Raw genomic sequence first — 24851 nt, 5'->3', positions numbered from 1 at the left:
GGCAGAGCGGTGGAATCAGCCGATGGTGGGCGGCGGCGGGGCCCATCCAACCGTCGGGAATGCGGTGGGGTGTAGCGCACGACACACGGGCTTACGGAAGTCACGATCTGATCTGATGGTTTCCTCAGATACGATTGTCGTAACGTTATCGCAGGATCGGAGGACCGATGGCAGAACCCGCGGTGCGCAACCGCATCGACCGGCGCCGGGAACGTACCCGCAACGCGCTGCTCGGCGCGGCGCGGAAGTTCTTGTCGGAGGGTCGTTCCGCAGTGAGCATTCAGGAGATCACCGACGCCGCCGACGTCGGTTTCGGCACCTTCTACAACCACTTCCAGTCGAAGGAACAGTTGTTCGACGAAGCGGTGCGCTCGGTGCTCCAGGTCTACAGCGAGATGCGCGACGTAATCGTGGCGTTGTACGACGATCCGGCCGAGGTCTTCGCGGTGAGTTTCCGGATGACCGGCCGAATGCAGCGACAGATCCCGGAGATGATTCGGGTGATCCTGAATTCCGGCATGTCGGTGATGCTGCGCGACGAGGGCCTTGCGCCGCGCGCCCGTCGCGACATCATCGCCGCGCAGGAGGCGGGCCGATTCGAACCGATGGATCCGGACATGGCGGTCATGGCCGCGGGCGGGTCGCTGCTCGGTCTGCTGCAATTGCTCGACGCCCGGCCGGATGCCGACGCCGGGGCGCTGTCGGACGAGATGACGTTCCATGTCCTGCGCATGTTCGGTATGACGAAGCGGGCGGCGCAGAAGCTGACCTCCACGCCGCTTCCGCCGCAGCCCGAACTGTAGGTCCGCCGCCGATTTCGGTGGCAGGCCCGATGTCCCGCCGCGGTTCGCCGTCACCCGGCGTGGTCGCCGGTGAGGTCGAGGGCGATGTCGACGATCATGTCTTCCTGCCCGCCGACCAGGCCGCGGCGGCCCGCTTCGGTGAGCAGGGTGCGCACGTCGACTCCGTAGGCGGCGGAGGCTTTCTCGGCATGACGGAGGAAGCTCGAGTACACCCCGGCGTAGCCGAGAGCCAGCGTTTCGCGGTCGACTTGCACCGGGCGATCCATCAGCGGCCGGATCAGGTCGTCGGCGGCGTCGGTGAGGGCGTCGAGGTCGGCGCGGTGCTTCCAGCCGGTGAGGTCGGCGACGGCGACGAACGCTTCCAGCGGGGTGTTGCCCGCGCCCGCGCCGAGCCCCGCCAGCGACGCGTCGACCCGGGTGACGCCCTCTTCGACGGCGACGACACTGTTCGCGACCGACAGCGACAGGTTCTGGTGGGCGTGGATGCCGATTTCGGTGCCCGGATCCAGCACGTCCCGGTAAGCCCGGACGCGATCGCGCACCCCCGCCATGGTGAGCCGCCCGCCGGAGTCGGTGACGTAGACGCAGTGTGCGCCATAGGACTCCATCAGCCCGGCCTGAGCGGCGAGCCCGTCCGGGGTGTTCATGTGGCTCATCATCAGAAATCCGGAGACGTCCATGCCCAACTCGCGGGCGTAGCCGATGTGCTGTGCGGCGATGTCGGCCTCGGTGCAGTGGGTGGCCACCCGCACCGACCGCACGCCGAGATCGTGGGCACGCCGCAGGTCTTCGATGGTGCCGATGCCGGGCAGCAGCAGCGTGGTCAGGCGGGCGTGCTTCAGCGCACCCGCGGCGGCCTCCAGCCAGGCCCAGTCGGTGTGACTGCCCGGCCCGTAGGTGAGACTGCCGCCCGACAGCCCGTCGCCGTGCGCCACCTCGACGGCGTCGACTCCCGCCGCGTCGAGGGCGGCGGCGACCGCGGCGACAGTGGCGGGCGTGATGCGGTGCCGCAGCGCGTGCATGCCGTCGCGCAGCGTCACGTCTTGCAGAAAGACTTCATTCATCGCACACCCTCCAGGCTGGACGCGGCCATACGTTCGGCGACGCGCAACGCGGCCGAGGTCATGATGTCGAGGTTCCCGGCATAGGCGGGTAGGTAGTGGGCGGCGCCTTCGACTTCCAGGAACACTGAAACCTGGTGCGTGACAACGGCATCGCCGACAAGCGTGCGCAGCGCCGCGTCCGGGGCGAGCGGGGTGATCTGGACGGCTTGTTTGAGCCGGTAGCCGGGCACGTAGGCCGCGACGTCGGCGACCATCGTCTCGATCGATTCCCGTACCGCCGCATGGGTTTCCGGGTCGCCGTCAGTGATCAGGGCCAGCACCGTGTCGCGCATGATCAAGGGCGGTTCGGCCGGGTTGAGGATGATGATGGCCCGCCCGCGCCGGGCTCCGCCGACCGCGGCGATGGCCTCGGAGGTGGTCTCGGTGAATTCGTCGATGTTGGCGCGGGTGCCGGGACCGGCGGACTTGGACGCGATCGAGGCGACGATCTCGGCGTAGGGAACCTCGGTGACGCGGGAGATCGCCGCGACGATCGGGATCGTCGCCTGTCCCCCACAGGTCACCATGTTGACGTCGGGCGCGTCCAGGTGCTGGTGGAGATTGACCGCGGGCACGACGAACGGACCGATCGCGGCCGGTGTCAGGTCGATCAGCCGCTTCCCGTAGGGCTCGAGTGCCGCCGCATTCGCTTTGTGCGCACCAGCGGAGGTCGCGTCGAAGACGATATCGATCTCGTCGAAATGTTCCATCTCGATCAGGCCGGCCACACCGCCCGCGGTGGTCGGCACGTTGAGCCGAGCCGCGCGGGCCAGGCCGTCGGAGGCCGGATCGATCCCGACCATGGCGCCCATCTCCAGCGTGTCGGACAACCGCAGCACTTTGATCATCAGGTCGGTGCCGATGTTTCCCGAGCCGATGACGGCGACTTTGGTGCGGGTCATCTTTCCTCCAGCGTGAAGTCGACGGTACCGAGTGTCTTTGTGCTGCTGAATATTTCGGAATGCACCCGAGCCCACGGGCGCAGCGGCGCCATCGGTCCGAGTGCGCCGGACAGGACGATCTCGCCCGCGCGCAGCGGGTCGCCGAGGTCGCGGGCGGTGCCGGCCAGCCACGCCAGCGCGTTGAGCGGATCACCCAGGCAGGCGGAACCGGTTCCGGTGGAGACGACTTCGCCGTCGATCGCCATGGTCATCGCGACCTCGCGCGGCTCGAACTCGTCCAGCGAAAGCCGGTCGGCACCGAGGACGAACCATCCGCTGGAGGCGTTGTCGGCGACGGTATCGGCGAAGCTGATGTCCCAGTCGGCGATGCGGCTGTCGACGATCTCGAGCGCGGCGACGGCGTACCGCACCGCCCCGCGTACTCCGATCGCATCGAGCTGGTCATGGTCGAGATCGGCGCCGAGCACGAAGGCCAGCTCGGCCTCGACCTTCGGCTGCAACAGGGACGGCCGACGCGCCACCGGCGTTGCGGTGACGTCCATATCGTCGAACAGCACACCGAAATCAGGCTGGTTCACGCCGAGCTGCTGCTGAACCGCCGGTGAGGTGAGCCCGATCTTGCGTCCCACGACCCGCGCACCCGTGGCCAGGCGGCTCCGGGTGCCGATACTTTGTACCGCGTACGCACGCTCGACGTCGTCGGGACCGATCAAATCACGGACCGGAGCGATCGGCGCTCCGTTCGTGGCGGCGGCGGCCAGCCGCTCGGCGGCGGCCCGCACCGCGGGGGAATCGGTCACGGACCCACCCCAGCCACCACGCTGTACCGAATCGCTACGTGATGCTGCATTCATCGAGCCTCCTCGAAGGGGTAGTCCTGGCTCACCGAAGCCGCCGGTAGCGGATCCGGCAGCGCAGCCGGTCGTTCCGGCACCGTTGGGCGATCGGCGGACTCGGTCAGCTGCCGGAAGAGTTCGGCGATCAAGAGACCGCCCCCACCGGCCGCGGCGGTGCCGAAGACATATCTGTCCGGGCGAAGCAGGAGCAGGCCGCCGACACCGACTCCGGCCTTCGCGAACCACTTCGCCAAGGCTCCGGTGTGGTCCTCGATATCGGCGTAATCGTCGCAGGCGCCGGGCCGATCGACGGGTTCGCCCTGCGGTCGCCCGCCGAGTGGGTAGACGGTGACGAATCGGGCGCCCCACGCCCGCAGCGTCGCCAGATCGTCGGCGCCGAACGCGGCGCGCGGGTCGACACCGTAGCCGAGCACCGCGAATCCCAGCCCCAGCACATCGTCGAAGCGCTGGTGGCGGCCGTCGTAGCTACGCACGTCGGGCTGCGGGGCGAGCGCTCCCTCCACCCCGCTCAGCCGACGCCGGGGCAGGCCGAGGTATGCGCCGCGGCGGAAGCGTGGCGCGGGCTTCATCTTCGCGCCCCGTATCCAGCCACCGAGGCCTGGTACCCGCAAAGAGGTGGTGAGTGCGAGGTCGCGGACGGCGGCCACCAGTTTGTTGTCGATGGAGACGAGGCTCTTGTTGAATACCGACAGATCGATCATCGCCTTGGCGTGGGGACGGCGTTCGGACTCGTAACTGTCCAGAATCCGCAGGCTGGCACCGTGGTTGATGATCGCGGCCAGTTTCCAGGACAGGTTGTCCGCATCCCGCACCCCGGAGTTCATGCCCTGACCGATGAACTGCGGTGTCATGTGCGCGGCATCGCCTGCGATCAGGATCCGCCCGTCCCGCCAGCGGTCGGCGACGACGGCGTTGAACGTGTAGACCAGCTGGCGCAGCACCTCGACCTCGTCCGGATCGACGAAGCGGGCGATGTGGCGGCGGACGGTGTCCGGGTCCTCCATCTCCTCCTTCGTCTGCGATTCCTGGAGCATGAACTCGAAGCGGTGATGGCGATCCGGCTGCGGGCACGACACGATCGGCAGCCGCGGATCGCAGACGAAATCGAAATACGGCAGATGCCGGAACGCGTCCACGCCGTCGCGGGCCTTCAGATCCACCACCAGCCATCGTTCCGGGAAGCTGGTGCCGCTCATATCAATGCCGAGCTCGGTGCGCACCACGCTGCGGCCCCCGTCGCAGCCGACCAGGAACTTCGCCCGCACCCGCTCGGCGGTGCGCGGGTCCGTGTCCGGTTCCCGTTTGCCGTATCCGGTCCCGCGGCATTCGGCGTGTTCGACACTCACACCGTGCGCGTCCTGGTCGAAGTCGACGACCTCCCGGCCACGACGGACGGTGACGTGCGGATACCGTTCGAGCGATTGCTCGAGCGTGATCTCCAGATACGGCTGATACAGGAAATTGACCACCGGCCACCCCAGCGGCCGGTCGGTCTGATGGAACTGCACCAGCACCCGGCCGTCGCCCCGCACCCACTGCACGGTCGAGTCCACGTTCATATCCGCGGCCAGTTCGTCTGCCGCACCGGCGGTTTGGAAGACGCGCATGCCTTCGTCGTCGGTGTATACCGCCCGCGCCAGCCCGTAGTACTCCGGCTCGCGTTCCAGCACCAGCACGCGCACTCCGCGCCGGCCGAGCAGATTGGCCAGGGTCAGGCCGGTCGGGCCGAGGCCGACGACCACCACGTCGTAGTCGGTGGTTTTCATCGCGATAGTCCTCCCGCTAGTTCGGGAACGGTGGTCTCCGACGTCCGCACGGTCCGCAGCGCTTGGCGGAACTGCGCGAACTTGTCCAGCACCGTTTCCCCTACCGTGGTGTGCCCCCAGATGCTGATGCCCTGATATGTAGTTGGCTCCCAGGTGGATTCGAGCTCGGGACCGATCACCACCGGGTTCCAGCCCACCTCCAGTTCGAAACCGGACGGGGTCGCGCAGTAGAACGACAGCTCGCGATCATTGGTGTGCTGGCCGACCGACCACGCCATGCGGAAACCGAGATCGGTCACCCGGCCGTACGCGGCCAGCATGTCGTCCAGCGTCGCGGACTGAATGTTGATGTGCTGCACCCGAGTGCGAATCGGATCGATTTTGACGCCGCGGATATTGGCGATGGCGATCGAGTGATGGCGTTCGTTGACGCGCAGGAATCGGATCTTCATCTTCAGCCCGGAGACGTTCTCGTCGATATAGTCCGTCAGACGCGAGTCGAAAACCGTGTGGTAGTAGCCGCGCATCGCTTCCGGCTCCCGCGACACGATCGCCACATGCCCCATGCCCGCCTCGCCGGTGACCCACCCCGAGCTGAGCATCCGCAGCGGCTCCGGCGTTGTCACCGGCGCGGTGAAGATCTCCTGCCCAATGCCTTTCGGACCAGGAAACCACCACAATCGCTGCACGCCACGCAGCGCGGCGTCCTCCGGTTTGCCCTCGATGATCGGCACACCGCGGTCGGCCACGCGGGCGATGATGCGGTCGAAGGTCTCGTGATCGTCGACCTGCCAGCCCAGCGCGGTGACATCCTCGGCCGAGCCGCGGTGGACGAGGAACCGGCAGGCGCGGTCATCGAGACGGAAGCGCAGAGAGTCCGCACCGAGCTCGTCGACATGCAACCCGATCGCGTCGGCGCCGAAACGCCGCCAGTCGGTCAGTCGTTGCGACTGCACCACGATGTAACCGAGATGGACCGCGCCGAATACCGAATCGTCGATGTTGGGACGCAGGAAACTGTTCATGCGCCCGCCTGGAGGAACGCGGTGGCCAGCGTGTTGAACAGGTCCGCGCGTTCCCACTGCACCCAGTGGCCGGTGTTGGCCACCGAGTACAGATCGCAGTTGGGCATCGCGTCGGCGAGCATGCGACCGCCCTCGGGCCGGTTGACCTTGTCCGCGGCACCCCAGATCACCAGCGTGGGATGGGTGACCGCACGCAGGCGCGGATCGCGGGTGAAATCCATCCGCCAGAGCGTGCGCAGCGCCAGCGGGCCGGATGGGCGGCGCAGCGGCGGATTCGCGATCACCTCCGGATCGATACTGGCCCGGTAGCGTTCCTCGATCAGTTCGTCGGGCACCGCGGCGCCGTCGAACACCAGGTACTCGCGGATGAACCGGATGATCTTCTCCCGGCTCGGCCCGCTGCCGCCGTAGTAGGCCAGCAGTTCTTGCAGACCCTTCGTCGGCAATGCGCGAGTCGTGCCGATACCACCCGGACCCATCAGGACCAGCCGACCCACCTTCTCCGGCCGGTCCATCGCCAGCCGCAGCGCCGCGGCACCGCCGTAGGAGTTGCCGACCAAATGCGCCGAGGCGATGCCGAGTTCGTCCAGCAGGCCCCCGACCGCCCGCCCGAGATATCCGAACGGATCGGACTGATCGACCCACTTCGCCGAACGCCCGTAGCCGGGCATGTCCGGCACGATCACCCGGAAACGCCCGGCCAGCGCGGCGAGGTTGCGCGAATAGTTCGACAGCCCCGTCGCCCCCGGCCCGCCGCCGTGCAGCAACACCACCGCGGGGCCGGACCCGGCCTCGGTGAAGAAAATCTCGCGCCCGCCGACCCGGACCGTCCGCCCGGTGCCGACACCCTTGTCGATGCTCGTCACAGCTACCTCCACGTCCGTTACTGATGAAATCATCAGTCACGAGGAAACGATCTGTCAAGCGAAAATGATGAAATTGTCAGAATTGTGGTTCTTCATCACCTAGTGGCCGCCGACTGACCGTGAGCACCGAGGCCGAACGGCTGACTGCAGAACGGGCGCACCCCTGGCCCGCGACAGCGCGCGGCCTACTCCCAGAGTTGGGTCGGCCACGGGCGCGGTGCCCGGGTTGCCCTCGGGTCCGTTTCCCGTGGCCGCCCGCCGAACCCGTCGTGCGCCTCTCGACGCACCGGGCTCTCCATGGATGTCATGCCTGTGCGAGTGCTTCGAGTTGTTCTGCCCGAGCGCTCCATGGTGTCGGAATCGTGTAACCCCGCCATCGATATCTCTCGACGACAATTGTCGCGGGGTCATAGAGCACGGTCCCATTCTCGGCTGGCTGATAGAGCGGATGCCCAGGATCCGAATACCGGTGTCTGAGTTTCCGCCAGCTCACACGACGATGTTTCATCTTCATCCAGTGAGTCACCTCCCGCCACATGTAGTGGCGGAGGTAGCTGAACGTGTCGGAGGAAACACCGTGCTTGAAATACATACACCATCCCCGGACCACGGGGTTGAGGAGTTTGAGCATATCCTCCAGCGATTTGCTGGTTGTCGATCTGCGGGTGATGATCCTGATCTTCCTGACGATCGAGTGCAGCGATTTCTTCGACGGGTAGGTATAGATCACCATCTTTCTGTGGTCCGTGCCTCGCTTCGCCCGGCGCTGGATACGCCAGCCGAGGAAGTCGAACCCCGAATCCATGTGCACCACGCGAGTTTTCTCCGGTGACAGGGTCAGTCCCATCGGCCGGAGAACCTCGGCGACCTCAGTCCTGGCTTGTTCGGCATGATGCTGCCCGCCGTGGACCAGGACCACGAAATCGTCCGCGTAGCGGACGCACCGATAGGTCGCTCTTCCAGTTTGATGCAGGTACTTACGCCGACTTTTCGGGTCTTTTCGACCCTCACCGTGGGCGTCCCACTTATGTTGATAGTGGTCGTCCAGCACCGACAGGGCGATATTCGCCAAGAGCGGCGAGAGAATCCCACCCTGCGGAGTTCCCGTGTGAGTATCCCGATTCATGCTGTCCTCGCCGAGCACACCGGCTTTGAGGAAAGCTTTGATCAGAGCCAGAACGCGCTTGTCACCGACCCGGCCACGGACTCGCTCCATGAGGGCCGAATGGTCGATCCGGTCGAAACACGCCTCGATATCCGCCTCCAACACCCAGTGATAACCCAGGGAGCCGAATTGATGAATCTCGGCGATCGCGTCCTGAGCACGCCTTCGCGGCCGGAACCCGTAGGAGCTGGGCTGGAATCCGGCCTCGAAGATCGGCTCGAGCACCAACTTCAGCGCGGCCTGCACTACCCGGTCCGCTGTTCGTCGGTATACCCAACCGGCGTCTCTTCAACGGGCTTCCCGGCTTGGGGATCAGCTTCTCCCGGACACGGTCCGGTCGAAACACCCTGTCCCGCAGCTCGGTTCGCAGCCGTGACAACAATACGGTGGACGCTTTCGGGATCGACCGGGGAACGACACCGTCGACCCCGCCGGTCCGCCCGCCGGTGTTGTCGTGCACCCGTTCCCAGGCACACATCAGAAACGCCGGATCACACACCAGATTGTGCAGATCGTCGAACACTCGACCCGCATCGCGGGTCGCCCACAAGTACAGTTTGGCCTGCATCCGCCGTACCCGCAGCCAGGCTTCCTCGAAGTCGGGCCACGACTCATCCGAATTCACGAATGTCTCCGTCCATTACAGTTCCTCGCTGTCGACATCCACTGGGGTCCTTCCCCATGTGCCGGGCTTTCCCCGGCTCGGAGTACTACGACCCCTCCGCCCCATCCACGCCCCATCAGCCGACGACGAGCCTGCCCACCGAAACCCATTGGCTACGAATCACAGTGGGCGAAACGGGATGGTTCCCACGTTCACCGATATCCATTCGGGACAGGAGGTGGCCGGCTTTGCCCCAGCGGCCTCGTCACGGCTACGCCGCAGCCCTTCACCATGACCTCCCTGTCGGCCCCAACAGGCCTCGAGAGAGTTCTCCGACCCGTGATGAGGGGTCGGATACGCGCCGCAATCCAGCCCAGATCCGCCGAGTTCGAGCTGGCACCCACTGCTTGAGGAGCTTTATGACACCGGTTCCTCGCGTCCACCTCTGTCCCACGCTCACCGGACCCGCACCATTCGGCAGTACTGGCACGTCCCGGCTTTGTCGGGGCTGCTTCCCGCCTTCCCCGGCGTCTCCCGGATCAGGCTGCCCCAGCTACAGCAATCATGCTGCGACACAATCACTTCGGAGTCATTTCACCTCCAACATGGATATCGGCGCCTCGTGGCGCACACGTGGCGCACGGCAGCTGGGGCAGCCCCTCGGCCACCTCATCGTCGATGGTGACGACCAGGCCGAGGTGCGGATAGGTACGACCCAGCGCCTCCGAGACGCTCCTGGCATGGTCATCCGACGCGTGAAAGGCCAATTTGAGGGCGCCCGCGGTCATCCCGATGCCTCCTGACGTCGCGCTCTTCGCCTGTGGTGTCGACTACACCCACACTAGGGACGCAACGCGGCTGCGAAGTGTTCAGGAAATGGACAATCCGCCGTCGGTGATCCGCAATGCCTTGAGCCTGGCACACAAAGTGGTCCGGCTGATGCCGAGATCTCGCGCAGCCTCGAGTTTGTTCCCGTTGTGGCGACGCATGGCCTCGATGATGGCCTCGAGTTCGGCACGCTCCCGGCCGGACAGGCGCCGCACGCGTGAAGCCAGGCGATAGGGCTTCGGCAGATCACCGACGGTCACATCGCCTTCGCGCCGATGTCGCACCAGATGCGTCAGCACGGCCTCGAGTTCGATCGCACAGGGCCCGGATGCCGCCCGCAGGTCCCGTTCGATGACATCATATGGCCGACTGACCGGTACATGGTCCCGTCATAGGATATCTTGTGTCACTTGGTATTTGTGGCACGATTCTCGTCAATCGGGTGGTCCGGCGAGGGGGTCTGATGCGTTTCGCCGCAATAGTCGTAGCTATCGGCGCTATGGGTTCCGGTGTTCTTTGCGGTTGCAGTCCACAGCCTCCGGAGCGGCCGAATATTCCACCCGCCAACACCGTGCAGGCCAGCACGTCGAGCGAGCCTGCGACCTCAGGTAACGCGCCCGCCGAGCCACTCTCACCGTCTTCCGCTGGGCAGCGGGTGCTTCCTCCGACCGCAGCGCCGCCCCCAGCGCAGCAGAATGGGGAGGTGGGAGTGACCGCACCGACTGCGCCACCGGCGAACTCGCCGCCCACGCCGAGCGGTACGGTCTCGACTGTCATACCGACGACGTCGCGGGTGGCCCCTGGCCGTGCCGGATCAGGAGTGGGAGTCGAAACGGGTTCTGCGACACGGACACCGACCACGATCCCGCCCGCCACGACGTCCGCACCGAGGTCCAGCCGGTGATCACCACCGACTTCGTGCAACCCGACCAAACGAGCCCTGCCGCGGGGCAGCACTCGGATCTTCCGCGCGGGCTCCGTATCGTGTTGTCGACCGCGGGCGCGATCACTTCCCAGGCGCTGGTCGTGACCGCGATGCTCTACTACTTCGGGCAGGTGTACACGCGAACATGGTTCGCGCACTTCGGGATCGACGTCGGTATGCTCGGATATTCGATTCCCGAGTACGTCGTTCGCAGCATGAACGGCACCTTCTGGCCCGCGGTGCTGGCATTGCTCGCCACGGTGGCGCTCGCCGGGCTTCGTCCGATCCCCATCCTCGTTGCCGTGCGAAGTAGGCAGCCACGACGAACGTTGCGCCGCTGGTTCGTCTTCGTCGTCACACTCGGTGCGAGTTTGCTGGCGGCAGTTGCGGCCGGGATCCTGCTGCGTGCGCAGTTACCTGCGGTGATGAGTCGCTATCTGCCCCTCATGCTGATCACCGGCGCGGCGCTGCTCGGCTACGCCATAGCGCTGCGAATGTGGTTTCCCGTCCAACTCGGCCCGCGACGGCATCGGCGAAGCGGCCGCTCGACGGACTCACCCTGGCTGACCGTGCTGGCGCTGCTGACCCTCGGCTTCATCGGAACCCTGTGGGCGGTCGGTGGCTACGCCGCCGACCAGGCGAAAAAGGATGCTACGACCGCGGAGGCCACGCACTTCACCGACCGCCCTTTGGTGCTGTTGTTCAGCGTCGACCGGCTCGCTATCGAAGGTGGCGCCTCCCGCGTCGACCCGATCACCGTGCCGGACGAAAAGTTTCGCTACGTCTACAGCGGTCTGACCCTCCTTGCCCGGACCCCGGATCGCTATTTCTTGATCCCCTATGACTGGAAAGCGAAGCGCGACCGCGTCTTCATCATCGACATGAGCGACAACATCCGAATCGACATCGCACGTCACCCGTGATCAGTTGTCGTACGACGCGACGCCGACCGGCCCCACGCCGAGGCACAGATCGAGTCCTGTCGTGTGAGACGAAATCCTGAGCGAGGACCCACTTCCGACAATACGAACGAATACCGTATTCGGCCCCTTCCGCACCGGGGCCGCGACGGCTTTCCCGTGTTCGAAACCGACAGTTATCCGGCCGTCCTGGTTGGCGAAGTAGTTGAGTTGCGCGGTCCATTCATGCTCGAACATAGGCCCGTCGAGGAGCAGGGGAACCAGCGTGGCGCCGTTGATCCGGTACCCGCAATTCGGCTGGGGACCCGGCAGGATGATTCGATTCCACCAGACCTGCGCTTCGACGATCTCGCCGGTATCGGTGATCATCCGCAGATGCGGCGTCGAGTCGGCGAAGGTTCCGGGAGCGGCGATGGGCGAGAGCACCTGACTGGTCAGATTCTGGGGATACGCCAGCGGATTCAGCACATGCCACGGCACTTCCTGCTCGAGCAGCGGTACACCGTCCCACTCGTTCAACGCCGACTTCACGTTGGTCACATAGGTTCTGGTCGGGCCGGCACGCCACGATCGCACGAAGGTGTACGTGGACCAGAGACTGCTCACGAGGAACACCACCAGCGCGGCAACCGCCAGACGGCGGCCCGGGAACGAAGCGGCTGCACGTGGCGGTCTCGGTCGGGCACGCACCATCAGCGCACCCGCGGCAGCCAGCACCACCGCCAGGTCGGCGAAGTAGCGCAGGGACTGCATCAGTTCCGCGGCGGTATTCGGTCCGCCGCGGGCCAGCGCCACCGCTATCTGGACGACCAGAATGTACGCCGCGATCGCCAGCCAGACCGGCGCAACCCGTTGCCGGGCACGGACCGACAAAACCACCAGCGCGACCAGCGCGACCCAAGCCGACACCACTGCCCAGCCCGGCGGATCCGCCCACGGTGCGGACGGCAACCACCGTTCCCAGACCCAGGGGCCGCCGAACAATGCCGGAACGATGCCCAGTGATGCCGCGCCCGGCAGCAAGTCCCGCAATTCGCGCAGGTCGTCGGGCGCGGCGGGGCCGCCGACCACCGCGAAATAGCCGATCAGCCAGCAGGCCAGCACCGAACCGGAACCGGCCCACAGTGCCGCACCGCGTCGCGCGACCACGCGAACCGGGGATTCACCACCCTCGACATAGCGCACGAGAACGACGGCCGCGAACGCAACGAACGGCACGATCACCGACTTCTCGAAGAACAACAGCGCCACCGCGAACACCGCGACGCCCGAGAGGGCGTACCGGCGCCGACCACTCTGGACCAGCAATAGCGCATCGCCGATCACCCAGGCAACGGCGAATTGCAACGGCAGCGCGTTCAGGGCAGCCGCCCACCACGCGAACGCCGGCAGCGTCAGCGGGCAGAACAGATAAAAGACCAGCGGGGGCAGGATCATCCACCGCACACCCACCAACACCATCAGCATCCGCAATACGGCCACGGATGCCGCGAGCTGGAGTACCAGCAGCACGGCCACCGGCCCGGCCCAGGCCAGCGGCGCCACCGCGGTCACCGCCCACGCGGTGGCGAAGGCCAACGGCATGAAGTGCCCGTCATGGTTGTACAGCAGCAGATCCGCCGACCACAGCGGGAATCGGGCCGCCCGGCCGACCAGTATGAGATCGTCCCAATAGAAGAAGCCGCTGCCGGCTACCCACCAGCGGATCGCCAGCTGCACCACGATGAGACATCCGGCCGCGACGACCACCGGCCGCGCATTCCGAACCCTCCGAGGCAAGCGGAACTTCGCCGACGAGGGCGGCCGAGGGACGCGCACGGGCTCCGGCACGACGAGCGCGGCAGTGTCCATGTCATCCCACGGTAGCGCCGGCGGGCTCCGGAACCCATCCCTCGTTCGCAGCGGCGTTTCCCTGCGGTCCTACGTACCCGTCGGACCACGTGCCCTCAGTGGCCGATGACGCCACTCAGTTCATTCGGTGTGCCGGGCAACGTGACGGTCGCCGTTTTCGCTCCGGTCTCCAGATCGATCCGGTGCACCTGCTTGGTGGCGGGATCCGAGACGTACGCTGTGCCGCCGCGGACGAACAACGCCGGTCGCGGTTTCTGCCATTGCAGCGGTTCCTGCCAGGGTCCGGTGACCGGAATGGTGCGCACGACGGCGCCCGCGACCGGATCGATCACGTGGATACGGCCGTCCGTGCCGAGGACCAGGGCCTCGTCGTGCGGGCCGCGACCCAGCGAGCGGAAGGTGTAGCTGGTGCCGAGATCGACCAGGCGCAGCGTGCCCGTGACCGTGTCGATCAGCGAGATCTGCTGTGGCCGTTCGAGTTCGGCGTCTTTGTCGCGCTTGTAGTCGCCGAGCACGATGGGCGAGGTCTCGCTGCCAGCCTGGTTGCCGATCCGGCCGTATTCGGTGGGGCTGACCACTTTGCCGATCGTCCCGTTGCGGTAGACGAGCACGCCGTTCTGGCAGCCGATCACGACGGCCTCGCCCGCGGCGGTCGCCTCGCCGTGTACTCCGGGGCAGTCCTCGTTGCGCGCTTTCTCGGTGCGGTTCTTGTCGAGCACCGCGATCCCGGTCCGCTTTTCTTCGGTGCCGAGCGTGACGACGAGTTCGCCGTTGGCGAGTTCGATCGCGACGCCGTGGTGCGGGGCGGCGGCCCGGTAGGTCGAGGTCTTCGGTGTGCCCTCGGCGAGATCGGCGGGATCGAAGACGGTGACTTCACCGGTGCCGTCGCTGAAGAGCACGGTTCGCCCGGCGTGGCGCACCACGTGGCCCGGCTCGGGGCCGGAGAACTGCGCGCCAATGAATTCGGCGGCGGTCGCGTCGAAAACGCGGAATCCGTCTTTGGTCGAGACGATCAGGTGACGGTCGTCGCCTGCCGGGTTGAGCCGGTTGAAGCCGTCGAGGCCGACCGTGCCCGCGAGTTCCAGAGTGGTTCCGTCGAGCACGTAGATTCCACTGTCATGCGTGAGCGCGATGGGGTCGGCGATGTGCTTTCGCCGGGTGTCCTGGTCTGCCTCCGTATCGGCGCCGCAACCGGCGACGGTGAGCACGGCGGTCATCAGGCCGGCCAAGGCCGCCGATTTCGTGGTTCGCGATCGTAACTGCATGGGTTTCCTTCTGTTGGTCGGGCGCTAACCGGCGGTGAGACCGCGGACGATGGACTCGGTGTTGGCGCGCATCATGTCCAGGTAGGTGCCGGCGCCGCCGCCCGGTTCGGTGAGCGACTCCGAGTACAGCGGGATCACCTGCACGTGCAGCCCGGCCTGTTCGGCGAGCACCCTGGCCAAGCGATCAGGTTGGGAGGAATCGGCGAAGATCGCGCTGACCCCGGCGGCCCGGATCGTTCCGGCGAGCGCGGCCAGATCCGACGCGCTCGGCGAGGCGAGCGTGGTGCCGCCCGGGATCACGGCGCCGACCACGTCGAAGCCGAATCGCTCTGCGAGATAACCGAAGACGTGGTGATTGGTGACCAATTTGCGTCGCTCGGCGGGAATCGTGGCGAACCGATCGGTCATCCAGCGGTCGAGCTGGTCGAGTTCGGCGAGGTAGCGGTCTGCCCCGGCGCGGATCGCGGCGGCGTCGACGCCGTCGACTTCCTCGATGATCCGATCACGGACGACCTCCACGGCCCTGCGCACGCGTCGCGGGTCGGTCCAGAAGTGCGGATCCGGCCGGCCGTTCGCGTCGTCGGCGGAGTAGCGGATCGGATCGATCTCCGTGCCGATCGCGATGGTCGCGACCCCGGACTTCTCGGCTGCCTCGACGTTGCGCAGCACGTTCTCCTCGAGGCCGAGACCGTTGTAGACGATCAGGCTGGCGCGTTCGAGCTGGGCCGCCTGCTGGGCGGATATCGCGAAGAAGTGCGGGTCCGCGTTCGGCTGCATCAGGACGGTGACCTCGACCTCGTCGCCCGCGATGGTCCGGGTGAGGTCGCCGAGAATATTGGTGGTGACAATGATTCCGTCGCGGTCGGCGCCGGAATTCAGGCAAGCGGTCAGCGCGAGCAGTGCCGCGGCGACCAGGGCGCCCAGCCGGATCGCGGGCTTCATCGGCCGACCTCCACCATCACCGTCGGGCTGATGCCGAGGGGGAATGTTCGTGCGCCGCGGAGGTTGTCCGCGTAGTCGATCTCGTGGATCACCCGTGCCGCAGGATCGTTGACATAGGCGCGGTGGTCGTCGACGAGGATCACCGGCGCTTCCGCATCGGCGGCTACCGGCGCGATCAATGGTCGCGCCGCGGTGGACTCGCGCCCGGACGCCGGGTCGTAACCATGCAGCAGGCCGTCCTCGGTGAGGGTCAGCACCGCGGTGCCCTCCCCCGCCGTGTTCACCGCGACCACCGGACCCGTCTCCAGCAAGGTCCATGTCCCGCGCCTGATGTCGAGCAACCAGACTCCGCGCCGCCCTGCCCTGGCCACCAGCGTCGCGCTGCCGGGGCGATGGAAGAACTCGGCCGCACGGTCGCCGTCGGCGACAGCTTGCGGATACGGGATCTTCGCACCCGTGAAAACCGCGTCTCGCGCCGTCACCACCAATGCCCCATCGGCGCAACCGAAGACAACGCCACGCCGAGTCACCGCCGAGCCGCGCGGGTCCGGGCACCGCTCCGCGACGACGGCGGCCGGTACACCGTCCCGGGTACGGACCTCGACGGCTCCCCGCGAAGGTACAGACACGAGCAGGTGCTCGGCGTAGGGCACCGCCACCCCGTCCGCGATCACGCCGCGTTCGTGCAGCGAGCCGGCGCCGAGTGCGGACCGGTCCAGCAGGGTCGTGCCACCGGTTCCGAAAGCGACCGCCGTGACACTGCCGGCGCCGTGCGCGGCCGACACCACACCACCGGGGAATTCACCGAGATCCCGCGCGGGCGCCCGGTAGTAGTGCACATGGTCGCCGTGGTCGACCGTCCACGCGCCCGCGTCGACGGTACGCACCCGGCCACGGCCGGACAGGAACGCGAAACGGCCGTCGCCGCCGATACCCTCGACGCCTTCCGTCCTGCCGAGGTCGATGACGTCGCCGGTGATGAGATCGACAACCCGCACGGCGCCGGTCCCCTTGTCGGCCACGACAAGACGCGGCTGCGCTTCCGCGGTCTCCTCGGCACCCTCGACATAACCGTGCGGTGTCGCCTCCACCGGCTGGGACGGCCCGCGCTCCCCGCAGCCGAGCAGAGGCGCGATCGCAGCCAGGATCAGCCCCAGTACCAGCGGTTTCGACGTCGAACCTGCCGAGCGAACTCGATCACGCAGCCAGGCCGACAGCGCAGAGAGGAAGAACAGGGCGACGGCGGTCGCAGCGATCGTCGCGCCCGCCGCGGTGCCCGCGTGCCACGAAATCACCAGTCCGGCCACCGTGGCCACCGCACCGAGCACCGCGGCGGTGAGCATGATCGACGGGATGCGATGCACCCAGTAGACCGCGGCCGCGGGCGGCGCGATGAGCAGGCCGAAGACCAGCAGCGTGCCGACGATATGGAACGACGCGACGATCGCCAGGGTCACCAGACCGATCAGCGCCACATGTGCGGACCGGGGTCGCAGCCCGAGGGTGTGCGCTTTGCGCGGATCGAAGGTGAGCGCGACGAACGCTCGGTGGCCCAGCACCGAAACGACGGCCGCGAGAACCAATGCGGCCGCCAAATACCACAGATCACGTTCCCCGACAGCAAGCACGTCGCCGAAGAGGAATCCGGTCAGGTCGACCGCGAACGACGGCGAACGCGACACGACGATCACACCCACCGACAACATTCCGACGAACAACAGCCCGATGCCGGTGTCGGGCGCGAATCTGGTGCCGCGGCCGAGCACCGAGACCCCGACCGCCATAGCCGCCGCACTGAATGCCGCGCCCAGCAAAAGATTTCCGCCCAGCAGGGCGGCTATCGCGACACCCGGCAGCATTCCGTGCGCCATCGCGTCACTCAGAAAAGCCATGCCGCGCACGACAACCCAGGTTCCCGCGATGGCGCACAGACACGACACGAGCAGCCCGCCGCACAAGGCCCGCTGAACGAAGGAAACCTCGAACGGGGCGACCAACCACTCCATGGCGCAGCACTCTACAATGATAACGATTATCATTTCAACGAGTGAGGGGGTTTTCGATGCCGCCGCCTGATATCCGCATCGCCGAGCTGACGGCCGGATACCGGGGACGTCCGGTGCTGCACGAGCTCAGCGTCACGATTCCGGGCGGACAGGTGACCGCGCTCGTGGGACCGAACGGGTCCGGCAAATCCACCCTGCTCGGTGTCCTCGCCGGTGTCATCACGCCCACGGCGGGAACGATCAGCCCGGGACATGCCCGACCGGCATTCGTCGTGCAACAGAGCAGCGTCCCCACGACGCTGCCGATCACAGTCCGCGAAACCGTCGCCATGGGCCGCTGGGCGCACCGCGGCCCGTGGCGCCGCCTCACCCCGCGGGATCGGACGATCGTGCGCGAATACCTCGACCGCATGGACATCGCCGACCTCGCCGACCGCCGGCTCGACACCCTCTCCGGCGGCCAGCGCCAGCGCGCACTGCTCGCCCAGGCACTCGCCCAGGAATCCGGCCTACTTCTGCTCGACGAACCGACGACCGGTCTGGATTCGCTTGCACAGCAGGAGATTTCCGACGCGATCCGCCGCGTCGGCGATCAAGGCGTCACGGTCGTGCACGCCACACACAGCCGCGAGGACGCACTGCGCGCCGACCACTGTCTGCTCTTGCGCGACGGACGGATAACCGGTCAGGGAGACCCGCACACCGCCCTGCACGCGGAACGAACCACGGAACCGGCCTGAAGCGCCGCCGAGCAGGCCGGGTCTCGGCATTTCGCGGCGGCGCCCGACCGCTCGACGTGGAGGTGCCGCTGGCGAACCGGCCTAGCGTGGCACTCCTGGCATTCCAGCGAAGAGAATCCGAAAGACACTGGGAGCGTTGAACGTGACCGCCGCCGATGGGACATAGGGCGCGCCCTCGTTGGTGTCGGTGACGGCATAGTCGGCGTGGCTGCCGGGGAGGCGGTCGAGGATCCCGTCGCAGCGCGGGCCGCCGGTGGCGTTCACCTTCGGCAGGTCGTCAGGGTAGATATAGGGGCGAGCACCATACATGAAACTGGCGTTGAAGATGGCGCCCGGCACGGTTCCGCCGATGATGGCTTCGGCCGCGGGCATCGCCTTCGCGATGCCGACGACCACGCAGTACAGCACGGGTGAATACCTGCCGAGCAAGGAGCTGGTCGGGCGCAGGAGTTCCACCGCCGCGGCGACACCGCGCTCGTTCTCGGCGAGCACCGCCCGCGTGGTGCCGGCCAGCCCGATGAGGTTGAGCAGCACCGCATCCAAGTCTCGTGCGCTCGTGGTGATCGTCTCGCTTGTGACGGTCGCGTTGTCCACGGTGCGTAATAGATCGGGAGAAGTGTCCGCATACAGTTCGGCGACAGCTCCGGCAGCCGACAGGTCCCGTCGCAACGCGGGCAGGCTCGGATTGATCTGCCGCAGATAGTCGTCGGCGCGGGTGAGGAGATCGCCGAGTTGGTCGCCGCGACCGTGCAGTGCGGTGCCCAGCGCGGTCAGCGTGGCGTTGAGCTCGCCGGGTTCGACCTGAGCGAGGATATCGCTCAGCCGCTGGAACAGTGTGTTGTACTCGACGGTGACAGCGTCGGTGCGGATCGTCGCGCCCGGTCGCATGGGCGTCGGCGACGGCGTGCGCGGCACGACGAAGATGACGTACTTGGCGCCGAACAACGTGGTGGACCGGATGGTCACCGTCGCGTTCGCGGGCACCAGCCGCAGCAACTCGGGATCGAGCGCTAGCCGCAGGCGCACCCGGTCGTCGCGATATTCCACCGCGCTGACCCGTCCGAGTTCCACTCCCCGCATCCGGACCTTCGCATCGGGATCGAGAACCAACCCCGAGCGGGGCGCCTCGACGGTGATCGTCACGGGGGACCGGAACCGCCCCGCGTACATCGAGACGGCGAGCACGATGACCGCGGTGATCAGCAGAAGCATCGCCGCCCCCGCGACTTTCCATCGAAGCACCCGCCACACGACCAGGACCGACGGCCGGCTGGAATCTTGTTTCGGATGCACCGATCACCTCTTACTGCGGGGCTGTGTGGCGAGGCCCTGACCCGAGTGACGGCAGCGAGTCGGTCCTCTTGCCCGGCACTTCCTGGCCGTAGTACTGTCCAGACACGTGTCCATGATAGATCTCGGGCACCGATCCGGGGAAGGGATTTCCACATGACGCTGGTGACACCGCGGCGGGTATCCGGAGGCGACCACGAGCACGGTCATCTGGAGGAGTTCCGCGTCGATCCGATCGGGCTGATGCGCCGGGTCCGCGAAGAGTGCGGTGATGTCGGGGCATTCGATCTGGCGGGTCGACAGGTCATCCTGCTGTCCGGCGCAGAGGCCAACGAATTCTTCTTCCGTTCCGGTGACGAAGACCTCGACCAGGCTGCCGCCTATCCGTTCATGAAGCCCATCTTCGGCGACGGGGTCGTCTTCGACGCCAGCCCGGAACGCCGCAAAGAGATGTTGCACAACCAGGCATTGCGCGCCGAGCACATGCGCGGGCACGCGGCGACCATCGCCCGCGAGGTCGAGCGGATGCTGGCGCGCTGGGGCGACGAAGGGCAGATCGACCTGCTCGACTTCTTCGCCGAGCTGACCATCTACACCTCCTCGGCCTGCCTGATCGGCGTGAAGTTCCGTGACGAACTCGACGACCGCTTCGCCCGCCTCTACCACGATCTCGAACGCGGTACCGACGCACTGGCTTACGTCGATCCGTATGCCCCGATCGAGAGCTTCCGCCGCCGCGACCAGGCGCGCGCGGAGTTGGTCGACCTGGTCCAGGCGATCATGGACCGCAGGGCCACGAACCCGCCCACGGGCAAGGACGACCGGGACATGCTCGACGTGCTCATCTCGATCCCGGGCGACGACGGCCGGCCGCGGTTCAGCGCCAGCGAGATCACCGGCATCTTCATCTCAATGATGTTCGCCGGCCACCACACCACCTCCGGCACGGCGGCCTGGACGATCATCGAACTGCTGCGCCACCCCGAGGTTTTGCGTCAGGTCGTCGCCGAACTCGACGAGCTCTACGCCGACGGCTCCGACATCAGCTTCGGCGCGCTGCGCCGGATCCCCCGGCTCGAAGCGGTTCTCAAGGAAACGCTGCGCCTGCACCCGCCTTTGATCATCCTCATGCGCGTGGCTCGCGACGAGTTCGATGTTTGCGGTCATCGCATCTCCCCCGGTGACCACGTGGCCACCACCCCGGCCATTTCGAATCGGATTCCGGAGGACTTCCCCGATCCGGACGCCTTCGATCCCGGCCGCTACATCGACCCCAACCAGGCGGACATCGTCAACCGCTGGACCTGGATTCCGTTCGGCGCGGGCCGCCACCGCTGCGTCGGCGCCGCCTTCGCGCTCATGCAAGTGAAGGCGATCTTCTCACTCCTGTTGCGGGACTGGGAGTTCGAGATGACCCAGCCGCCGGACAGCTACCGCAACGACCACTCCAAGATGGTCGTGCAGCTCGCGCAGCCCTGCACCGTCCGCTACCGGCGGCGCAAACCCGGCGAAGCGTGAGGGCGGCCGCTCACGATGTCGTCCACCCGGCAGCCGCGGCGCCGCTCGGCCAGGTTCCAGGCGTACCCGAGCAGTTGCGCCGAGGCCGTGGCGGGATCCCACCTGTTGGACGAAGTCGCCGCCGCCCGCACGGTTGGCCTCGTGCACGATGCGGGCAGCGCGCTCGGTGAGCGCGGCACGCAGGCTCTCCACCGCGCGGGGTGTGAAGCCTTTGGAGATGATCCGGCGGATCTTGGCATGTTTGGGCGGATCCATGTTCACCAACAGCGCGCCGGTCAGCTCTATCTGCTCCTGGGTGATATCGCCCGGCAGGCGGATGATGGCACCCTTCCGCTGCGAGGAGAACAGCTCCGGATGCTTCGAGATCTCCTTGATGTCGGCGAGCCTGCTCACCACCCAGTAGCCGCCGTCGCGGAAGCCGCCGGAGGTCTCGTCGAATTGCTCGTTCCACCACACCGGGGCAGTCCGGCGTAGCTGCGCGAATTCCTCGACCGGACTTCGGTTTGCCCACAGCGCGGGATCGGTGAAGTCGAAGCCCGCGGGTAATGCCGGTGCTGCCATGGCTACCTCCTAGACGATCACGTCAGTCCACCTTGTGGTCGGGTCTCCGACCGGCGACGTACTGCTGGGCCCACCGGTAGTCGGGTTTGCCGCTCGGCGCGCGGACGACCACGTCGGCAATCCAGATCTGTTTGGGCACTTTGTATCCGGCCAGGAAGCGGCGCACGTGCGCGCTCAGGCCGGCGAACTCGATCGGCCCCGGTGCGGACAGCGACACGACCGCGGCGACCTGATGCCCCCAGCGTTCGTGTGGCACGCCGAGCACCATCGCGTCGTCGATCGCGGCGTACGCCTTCACCACGCTTTCGACCTCTTCGACGAACACTTTCTCGCCGCCGGTGTTGATCACCATGTTGCCGCGGCCGAGCAGGGTGATGGATCCGTCGGTCTCAGCGCGGGCTCGGTCGTCGGTGACGACCATGCGCACGCCGTCGACGGTCTGGAACAGCTTCTCGGTCTTGCCGGGATCGTTGTAGTAGCCCAGCGGTACGTTGCCGATCTTGGCCAGCCGACCTTCCATACCGGGCGGTACGGGGCGGCCATCGTCGTCCACGACGATCGAGCCGCGGCCGGTCTGCACGCGGGGACCGCGCACGGGATCGTCGTGCTTCTGCGCGAAACCGATACCCCCGAAGCCTGTTTCCGAGGATCCGATGGAGTCCGAGACCACCGCCCGGGGAAACAGCTCCAGCAGGGTGTTCTTCACCGATTGCGACAGCAGCGCGGCGCCGGAGGCGATCGCCAGCAGCGAGGACGCATCCACCGGCTCGCGACCGAACGCCTCGATGAGCGGCCTGGCCATGGCGTCTCCGGTGATCACCATGACCTGCGGCCGTCGCCTGGCGACGGTCCGCCACACCCGGTCCGCGTCGAAGCGCGGCTCGAACACGACGGTGTTGCCCGACCACAGCGCGGTGAAGGTCGGCATCATGGCGGCGGCGTGGATCAGCGGCGGTAGCACCAGCCAGGTGCTCGGATCGCGCTCGGCGCCGGTGCGCGACTGCTGGTACTCGTCGGCGACCGGTTCGCCGGTGTAGAAGTCGATGCCGCCGCCGAGGACCCGCCACATGTCCTCTTGGCGCCACATGACGCCCTTCGGCATGCCGGTGGTCCCGCCGGTGTACATCATGAACAGGTCGTCGGCGCTGCGCCGGACCACCGGACGTTCGCTGCTCCCGGTGGCGAGGGCGGCTTCGTAGGGCGTCGACGCGGAATCGTCTGCGGGGCGCGCTGAATCGTCGTCGACGCAGATCGTGTGCCGTACACCGGGCGTGCGCAGCTGCGCTTCGCGAACGGCCTCGGCGTAGCAGGCGTGGTGCACCAGTACCTCGAGATCCGCGTTGGCGTAGACGTAGGCCAGTTCGGCGGCGCGGTACCGGTAGTTGACGTTGATCGGGACGGCCGCGAGCTTGAAGCAGGCGATCAGCGTCTCCATCGTCTCGATGCTGTTGTGCATCTGGAAACCGACGTGGGTCCCTGCGCCGACGCCGACCGTCACCAGATGGTGTGCGAGCCGGTTGGCGCGGACGTCGAGTTCGCGGAAAGTCACCCGGCGGTCGTGCTGGATCAGGGCCACCCGCTCGGGCATGGCGTCCACGGAATGCTCGAAGAGGTCGGCGAAATTGTTGGCCATGTCATTCCATCTCTGGGCGGAGCTGTCACACGACGGTGAGCGGAAGAGGTATCCCGCGGTCGGTGAAGGTGAACGCGGCGCCGGTGCTGAACCGGGTCAGCGCGACCTCCGTCGCCTCCCGGAACGGTTGGTCGCCCAGCGCGATCTCGGCGCTCCAGCCCTGCTCGGTGACGGCGACGACCTCGGCGCGGAAGCGCGGATTCACGCCACGCACCAGTGCGTTCAGTGGGCCGAGGTGGTGGGGGTCGAGCATCGACGGCCAGGTGCCGTCGGTGTGGGCGCCGCTGACCGCAGGAAACGTGATCCCGACGCGACCCCCGGCTTCGTCGACCTCGATCCCCGTGTAGCACAGCGGGTTCAGAGCGGGATGCAGGCGCAGGACCGTCGCCAGCGCCCCGGCGTCATCGGCGCGGCCGAGGCAGTCGCGCAGGCGCTCACTGGTGAGCCCGGCGATCCCGGCGAACTGTTTGCGCCCGATCTCCAGTGCCGCCGGCACGTCCAGCCGTGCGCGCACCGCGATCATGAACCCGAGGGTGAGCAGGTGATGTTGCAGGCAGACCTCCTCGGCGATGCGCACCAGCGCCGAACGGGAGAAGTCGGCGAAGCGCACATCGCTGAGCAACGGCCCCGAATAGTCCGGCCGCCCTTCGTCATCGCGGTCGATCGGGGGCAGTTCGAGCCCCGCCGCCACCGACCCGGCGACGAGTTCGGCGTTGGGCGGCACCGGCGGTGGCACGTGCGCGGGATCGATGCGCACGGTCCAGGCGCACACCGGTTTCCGGTCGGCCGGCCGCCGCGGCGGCCGGTGTATCGGCCGGACCTGGGCGTGCGGATTCGTGGCCAAGGCGGTCGCGTCGAACGTCGGGTCTTCGATGTCATGGCACATCGACACGACGAAGTCCTCGCCCATCGGCTCCACGTCGGCGAGCGCGCCGCAGTGGTCGAGCCAGAACTCGCCATGACGGTGATCGTCGACCCGGAAACGGAAATCCATGAACTGCGGTGGCGCGCCGATATCCAGTTGCAGCCCTTTGAAAATGGTCTCCACGCCGTCGCCTGCGAAGCCGAGTGCGCGCTGCATGCGGCGGGTGTAGACCGGGCTGGCCACCTGCCACTCCTCGATCGCGACCGCGGTCATGCCCTCCCGGCCGAACGCGGCGATGGAGTGCGCCATCCCGGAGCGGTCGATGAGGTGGCCGCACAGGAGCAGTTCGGGAACGAGTGCGGCCAGGGTCGTCCGATCCAGGTCGGCGAATCGGCTGTGTGGTGCAGTCATAGCGG

20 protein-coding genes and 1 pseudogene are annotated in these 24851 nt (G+C 67.0%); 4 read left to right on the top strand and 17 right to left on the bottom strand.

Annotation, left to right across the window (positions count from 1 at the left end):
* The first annotated feature begins 167 nt into the window (after positions 1-167).
* Positions 168-803, top strand: coding sequence for a helix-turn-helix domain-containing protein (locus tag AB0M45_RS16905; RefSeq protein ID WP_364329198.1), 636 nt, complete (start codon positions 168-170; stop codon positions 801-803).
* Positions 804-853: 50 nt separating this feature from the next.
* Here the strand turns inward: AB0M45_RS16905 and dmpG are convergent, their stop codons facing one another.
* From dmpG to AB0M45_RS16860, 9 genes are all read right to left on the bottom strand, one after another.
* The gene (gene dmpG, locus AB0M45_RS16900; RefSeq protein WP_364329195.1) at positions 854-1867 is read right to left on the bottom strand and encodes a 4-hydroxy-2-oxovalerate aldolase; all 1014 of its coding nucleotides are present in this window, start codon (positions 1865-1867) and stop codon (positions 854-856) included.
* Positions 1864-2808 (bottom strand): acetaldehyde dehydrogenase (acetylating), encoded by a 945-nt coding sequence (locus AB0M45_RS16895; RefSeq protein WP_364329192.1) that lies wholly within the window; start codon positions 2806-2808, stop codon positions 1864-1866. Before AB0M45_RS16895 ends, dmpG begins: the two co-directional genes overlap by 4 nt.
* Positions 2805-3662 (bottom strand): fumarylacetoacetate hydrolase family protein, encoded by an 858-nt coding sequence (locus AB0M45_RS16890; protein WP_364329189.1) that lies wholly within the window; start codon positions 3660-3662, stop codon positions 2805-2807. The genes AB0M45_RS16895 and AB0M45_RS16890 overlap by 4 nt, the downstream gene beginning before the upstream one ends.
* Positions 3659-5431: a bifunctional 3-(3-hydroxy-phenyl)propionate/3-hydroxycinnamic acid hydroxylase gene (locus AB0M45_RS16885; RefSeq protein ID WP_364329186.1), complete on the bottom strand. Its 1773-nt coding sequence runs from the start codon at positions 5429-5431 to the stop codon at positions 3659-3661. Before AB0M45_RS16885 ends, AB0M45_RS16890 begins: the two co-directional genes overlap by 4 nt.
* Positions 5428-6456, bottom strand: a complete 1029-nt coding sequence (locus AB0M45_RS16880; protein ID WP_364329183.1) for a VOC family protein — start codon at positions 6454-6456, stop codon at positions 5428-5430. Before AB0M45_RS16880 ends, AB0M45_RS16885 begins: the two co-directional genes overlap by 4 nt.
* A complete protein-coding gene (locus AB0M45_RS16875) occupies positions 6453-7322 on the bottom strand; it encodes an alpha/beta hydrolase (protein WP_364329180.1) in 870 nt (289 codons plus the stop codon). The genes AB0M45_RS16880 and AB0M45_RS16875 overlap by 4 nt, the downstream gene beginning before the upstream one ends.
* Before the next feature lie 304 nt (positions 7323-7626).
* The gene (locus AB0M45_RS16870) at positions 7627-8733 is read right to left on the bottom strand and encodes a reverse transcriptase domain-containing protein (RefSeq protein WP_364329177.1); all 1107 of its coding nucleotides are present in this window, start codon (positions 8731-8733) and stop codon (positions 7627-7629) included.
* 936 nt (positions 8734-9669) lie between these two features.
* On the bottom strand, positions 9670-9879 hold the full coding sequence (locus AB0M45_RS16865) for a hypothetical protein (RefSeq protein ID WP_364329174.1): 210 nt from the start codon (positions 9877-9879) through the stop codon (positions 9670-9672).
* A gap of 81 nt (positions 9880-9960) precedes the next feature.
* Positions 9961-10179: a helix-turn-helix domain-containing protein gene (locus AB0M45_RS16860; protein ID WP_364329171.1), complete on the bottom strand. Its 219-nt coding sequence runs from the start codon at positions 10177-10179 to the stop codon at positions 9961-9963.
* 640 nt (positions 10180-10819) lie between these two features.
* Here AB0M45_RS16860 and AB0M45_RS16855 point away from each other — a divergent pair.
* Positions 10820-11767: a hypothetical protein gene (locus AB0M45_RS16855; RefSeq protein WP_364329168.1), complete on the top strand. Its 948-nt coding sequence runs from the start codon at positions 10820-10822 to the stop codon at positions 11765-11767.
* Here AB0M45_RS16855 and AB0M45_RS16850 read toward each other — a convergent pair whose 3' ends face one another.
* The 4 genes from AB0M45_RS16850 to aztB all read right to left on the bottom strand — a co-directional run bounded on the left by AB0M45_RS16850 (position 11768) and on the right by aztB (position 17861).
* Positions 11768-13615, bottom strand: coding sequence for a hypothetical protein (locus AB0M45_RS16850; RefSeq protein ID WP_364329165.1), 1848 nt, complete (start codon positions 13613-13615; stop codon positions 11768-11770).
* Positions 13616-13710: 95 nt separating this feature from the next.
* The gene (gene aztD / locus AB0M45_RS16845; RefSeq protein WP_364329162.1) at positions 13711-14880 is read right to left on the bottom strand and encodes a zinc metallochaperone AztD; all 1170 of its coding nucleotides are present in this window, start codon (positions 14878-14880) and stop codon (positions 13711-13713) included.
* A gap of 24 nt (positions 14881-14904) precedes the next feature.
* Entirely contained in the window at positions 14905-15822 is a 918-nt protein-coding gene (gene aztC, locus AB0M45_RS16840; RefSeq protein ID WP_364329159.1) for a zinc ABC transporter substrate-binding protein AztC, read from the bottom strand.
* Complete coding sequence (aztB, locus tag AB0M45_RS16835) at positions 15819-17861, bottom strand: zinc ABC transporter permease AztB (protein ID WP_364329156.1); 2043 nt, start codon at positions 17859-17861, stop codon at positions 15819-15821. Before aztB ends, aztC begins: the two co-directional genes overlap by 4 nt.
* A 23-nt stretch (positions 17862-17884) precedes the next feature.
* On the opposite strand from aztB, the gene aztA reads away from it, so the two are divergent.
* A complete protein-coding gene (gene aztA, locus AB0M45_RS16830; RefSeq protein WP_364329153.1) occupies positions 17885-18568 on the top strand; it encodes a zinc ABC transporter ATP-binding protein AztA in 684 nt (227 codons plus the stop codon).
* An 81-nt stretch (positions 18569-18649) separates the two neighbouring features.
* On the opposite strand, the gene AB0M45_RS16825 is transcribed toward aztA, so the two are convergent.
* Positions 18650-19861, bottom strand: coding sequence for an MCE family protein (locus AB0M45_RS16825; protein WP_364329150.1), 1212 nt, complete (start codon positions 19859-19861; stop codon positions 18650-18652).
* Positions 19862-20014: 153 nt separating this feature from the next.
* Between AB0M45_RS16825 and AB0M45_RS16820 the strand changes: the two genes are divergently transcribed.
* Entirely contained in the window at positions 20015-21376 is a 1362-nt protein-coding gene (locus tag AB0M45_RS16820) for a cytochrome P450 (protein WP_364329148.1), read from the top strand.
* Positions 21377-21384: 8 nt separating this feature from the next.
* On the opposite strand, the pseudogene AB0M45_RS16815 reads toward AB0M45_RS16820, so the two are convergent.
* The 3 genes and pseudogenes from AB0M45_RS16815 to AB0M45_RS16805 form a co-directional block, all read right to left on the bottom strand.
* Positions 21385-21937: pseudogene (locus AB0M45_RS16815) on the bottom strand (steroid C27-monooxygenase); the annotation flags it as partial.
* A gap of 22 nt (positions 21938-21959) precedes the next feature.
* Entirely contained in the window at positions 21960-23570 is a 1611-nt protein-coding gene (locus AB0M45_RS16810) for an acyl-CoA synthetase (protein ID WP_364329145.1), read from the bottom strand.
* Positions 23571-23595: 25 nt separating this feature from the next.
* Positions 23596-24846, bottom strand: coding sequence for a hypothetical protein (locus AB0M45_RS16805; protein ID WP_364329142.1), 1251 nt, complete (start codon positions 24844-24846; stop codon positions 23596-23598).
* Between the last annotated feature and the right edge of the window lie 5 nt (positions 24847-24851).

This window comes from Nocardia sp. NPDC051787, assembly GCF_040681325.1.
In the GTDB taxonomy this organism is placed as follows: Bacteria; Actinomycetota; Actinomycetes; order Mycobacteriales; family Mycobacteriaceae; genus Nocardia.
Note: the sequence above shows the minus strand (reverse complement) of the source record. Positions and strands in the feature narration are given on the sequence as shown.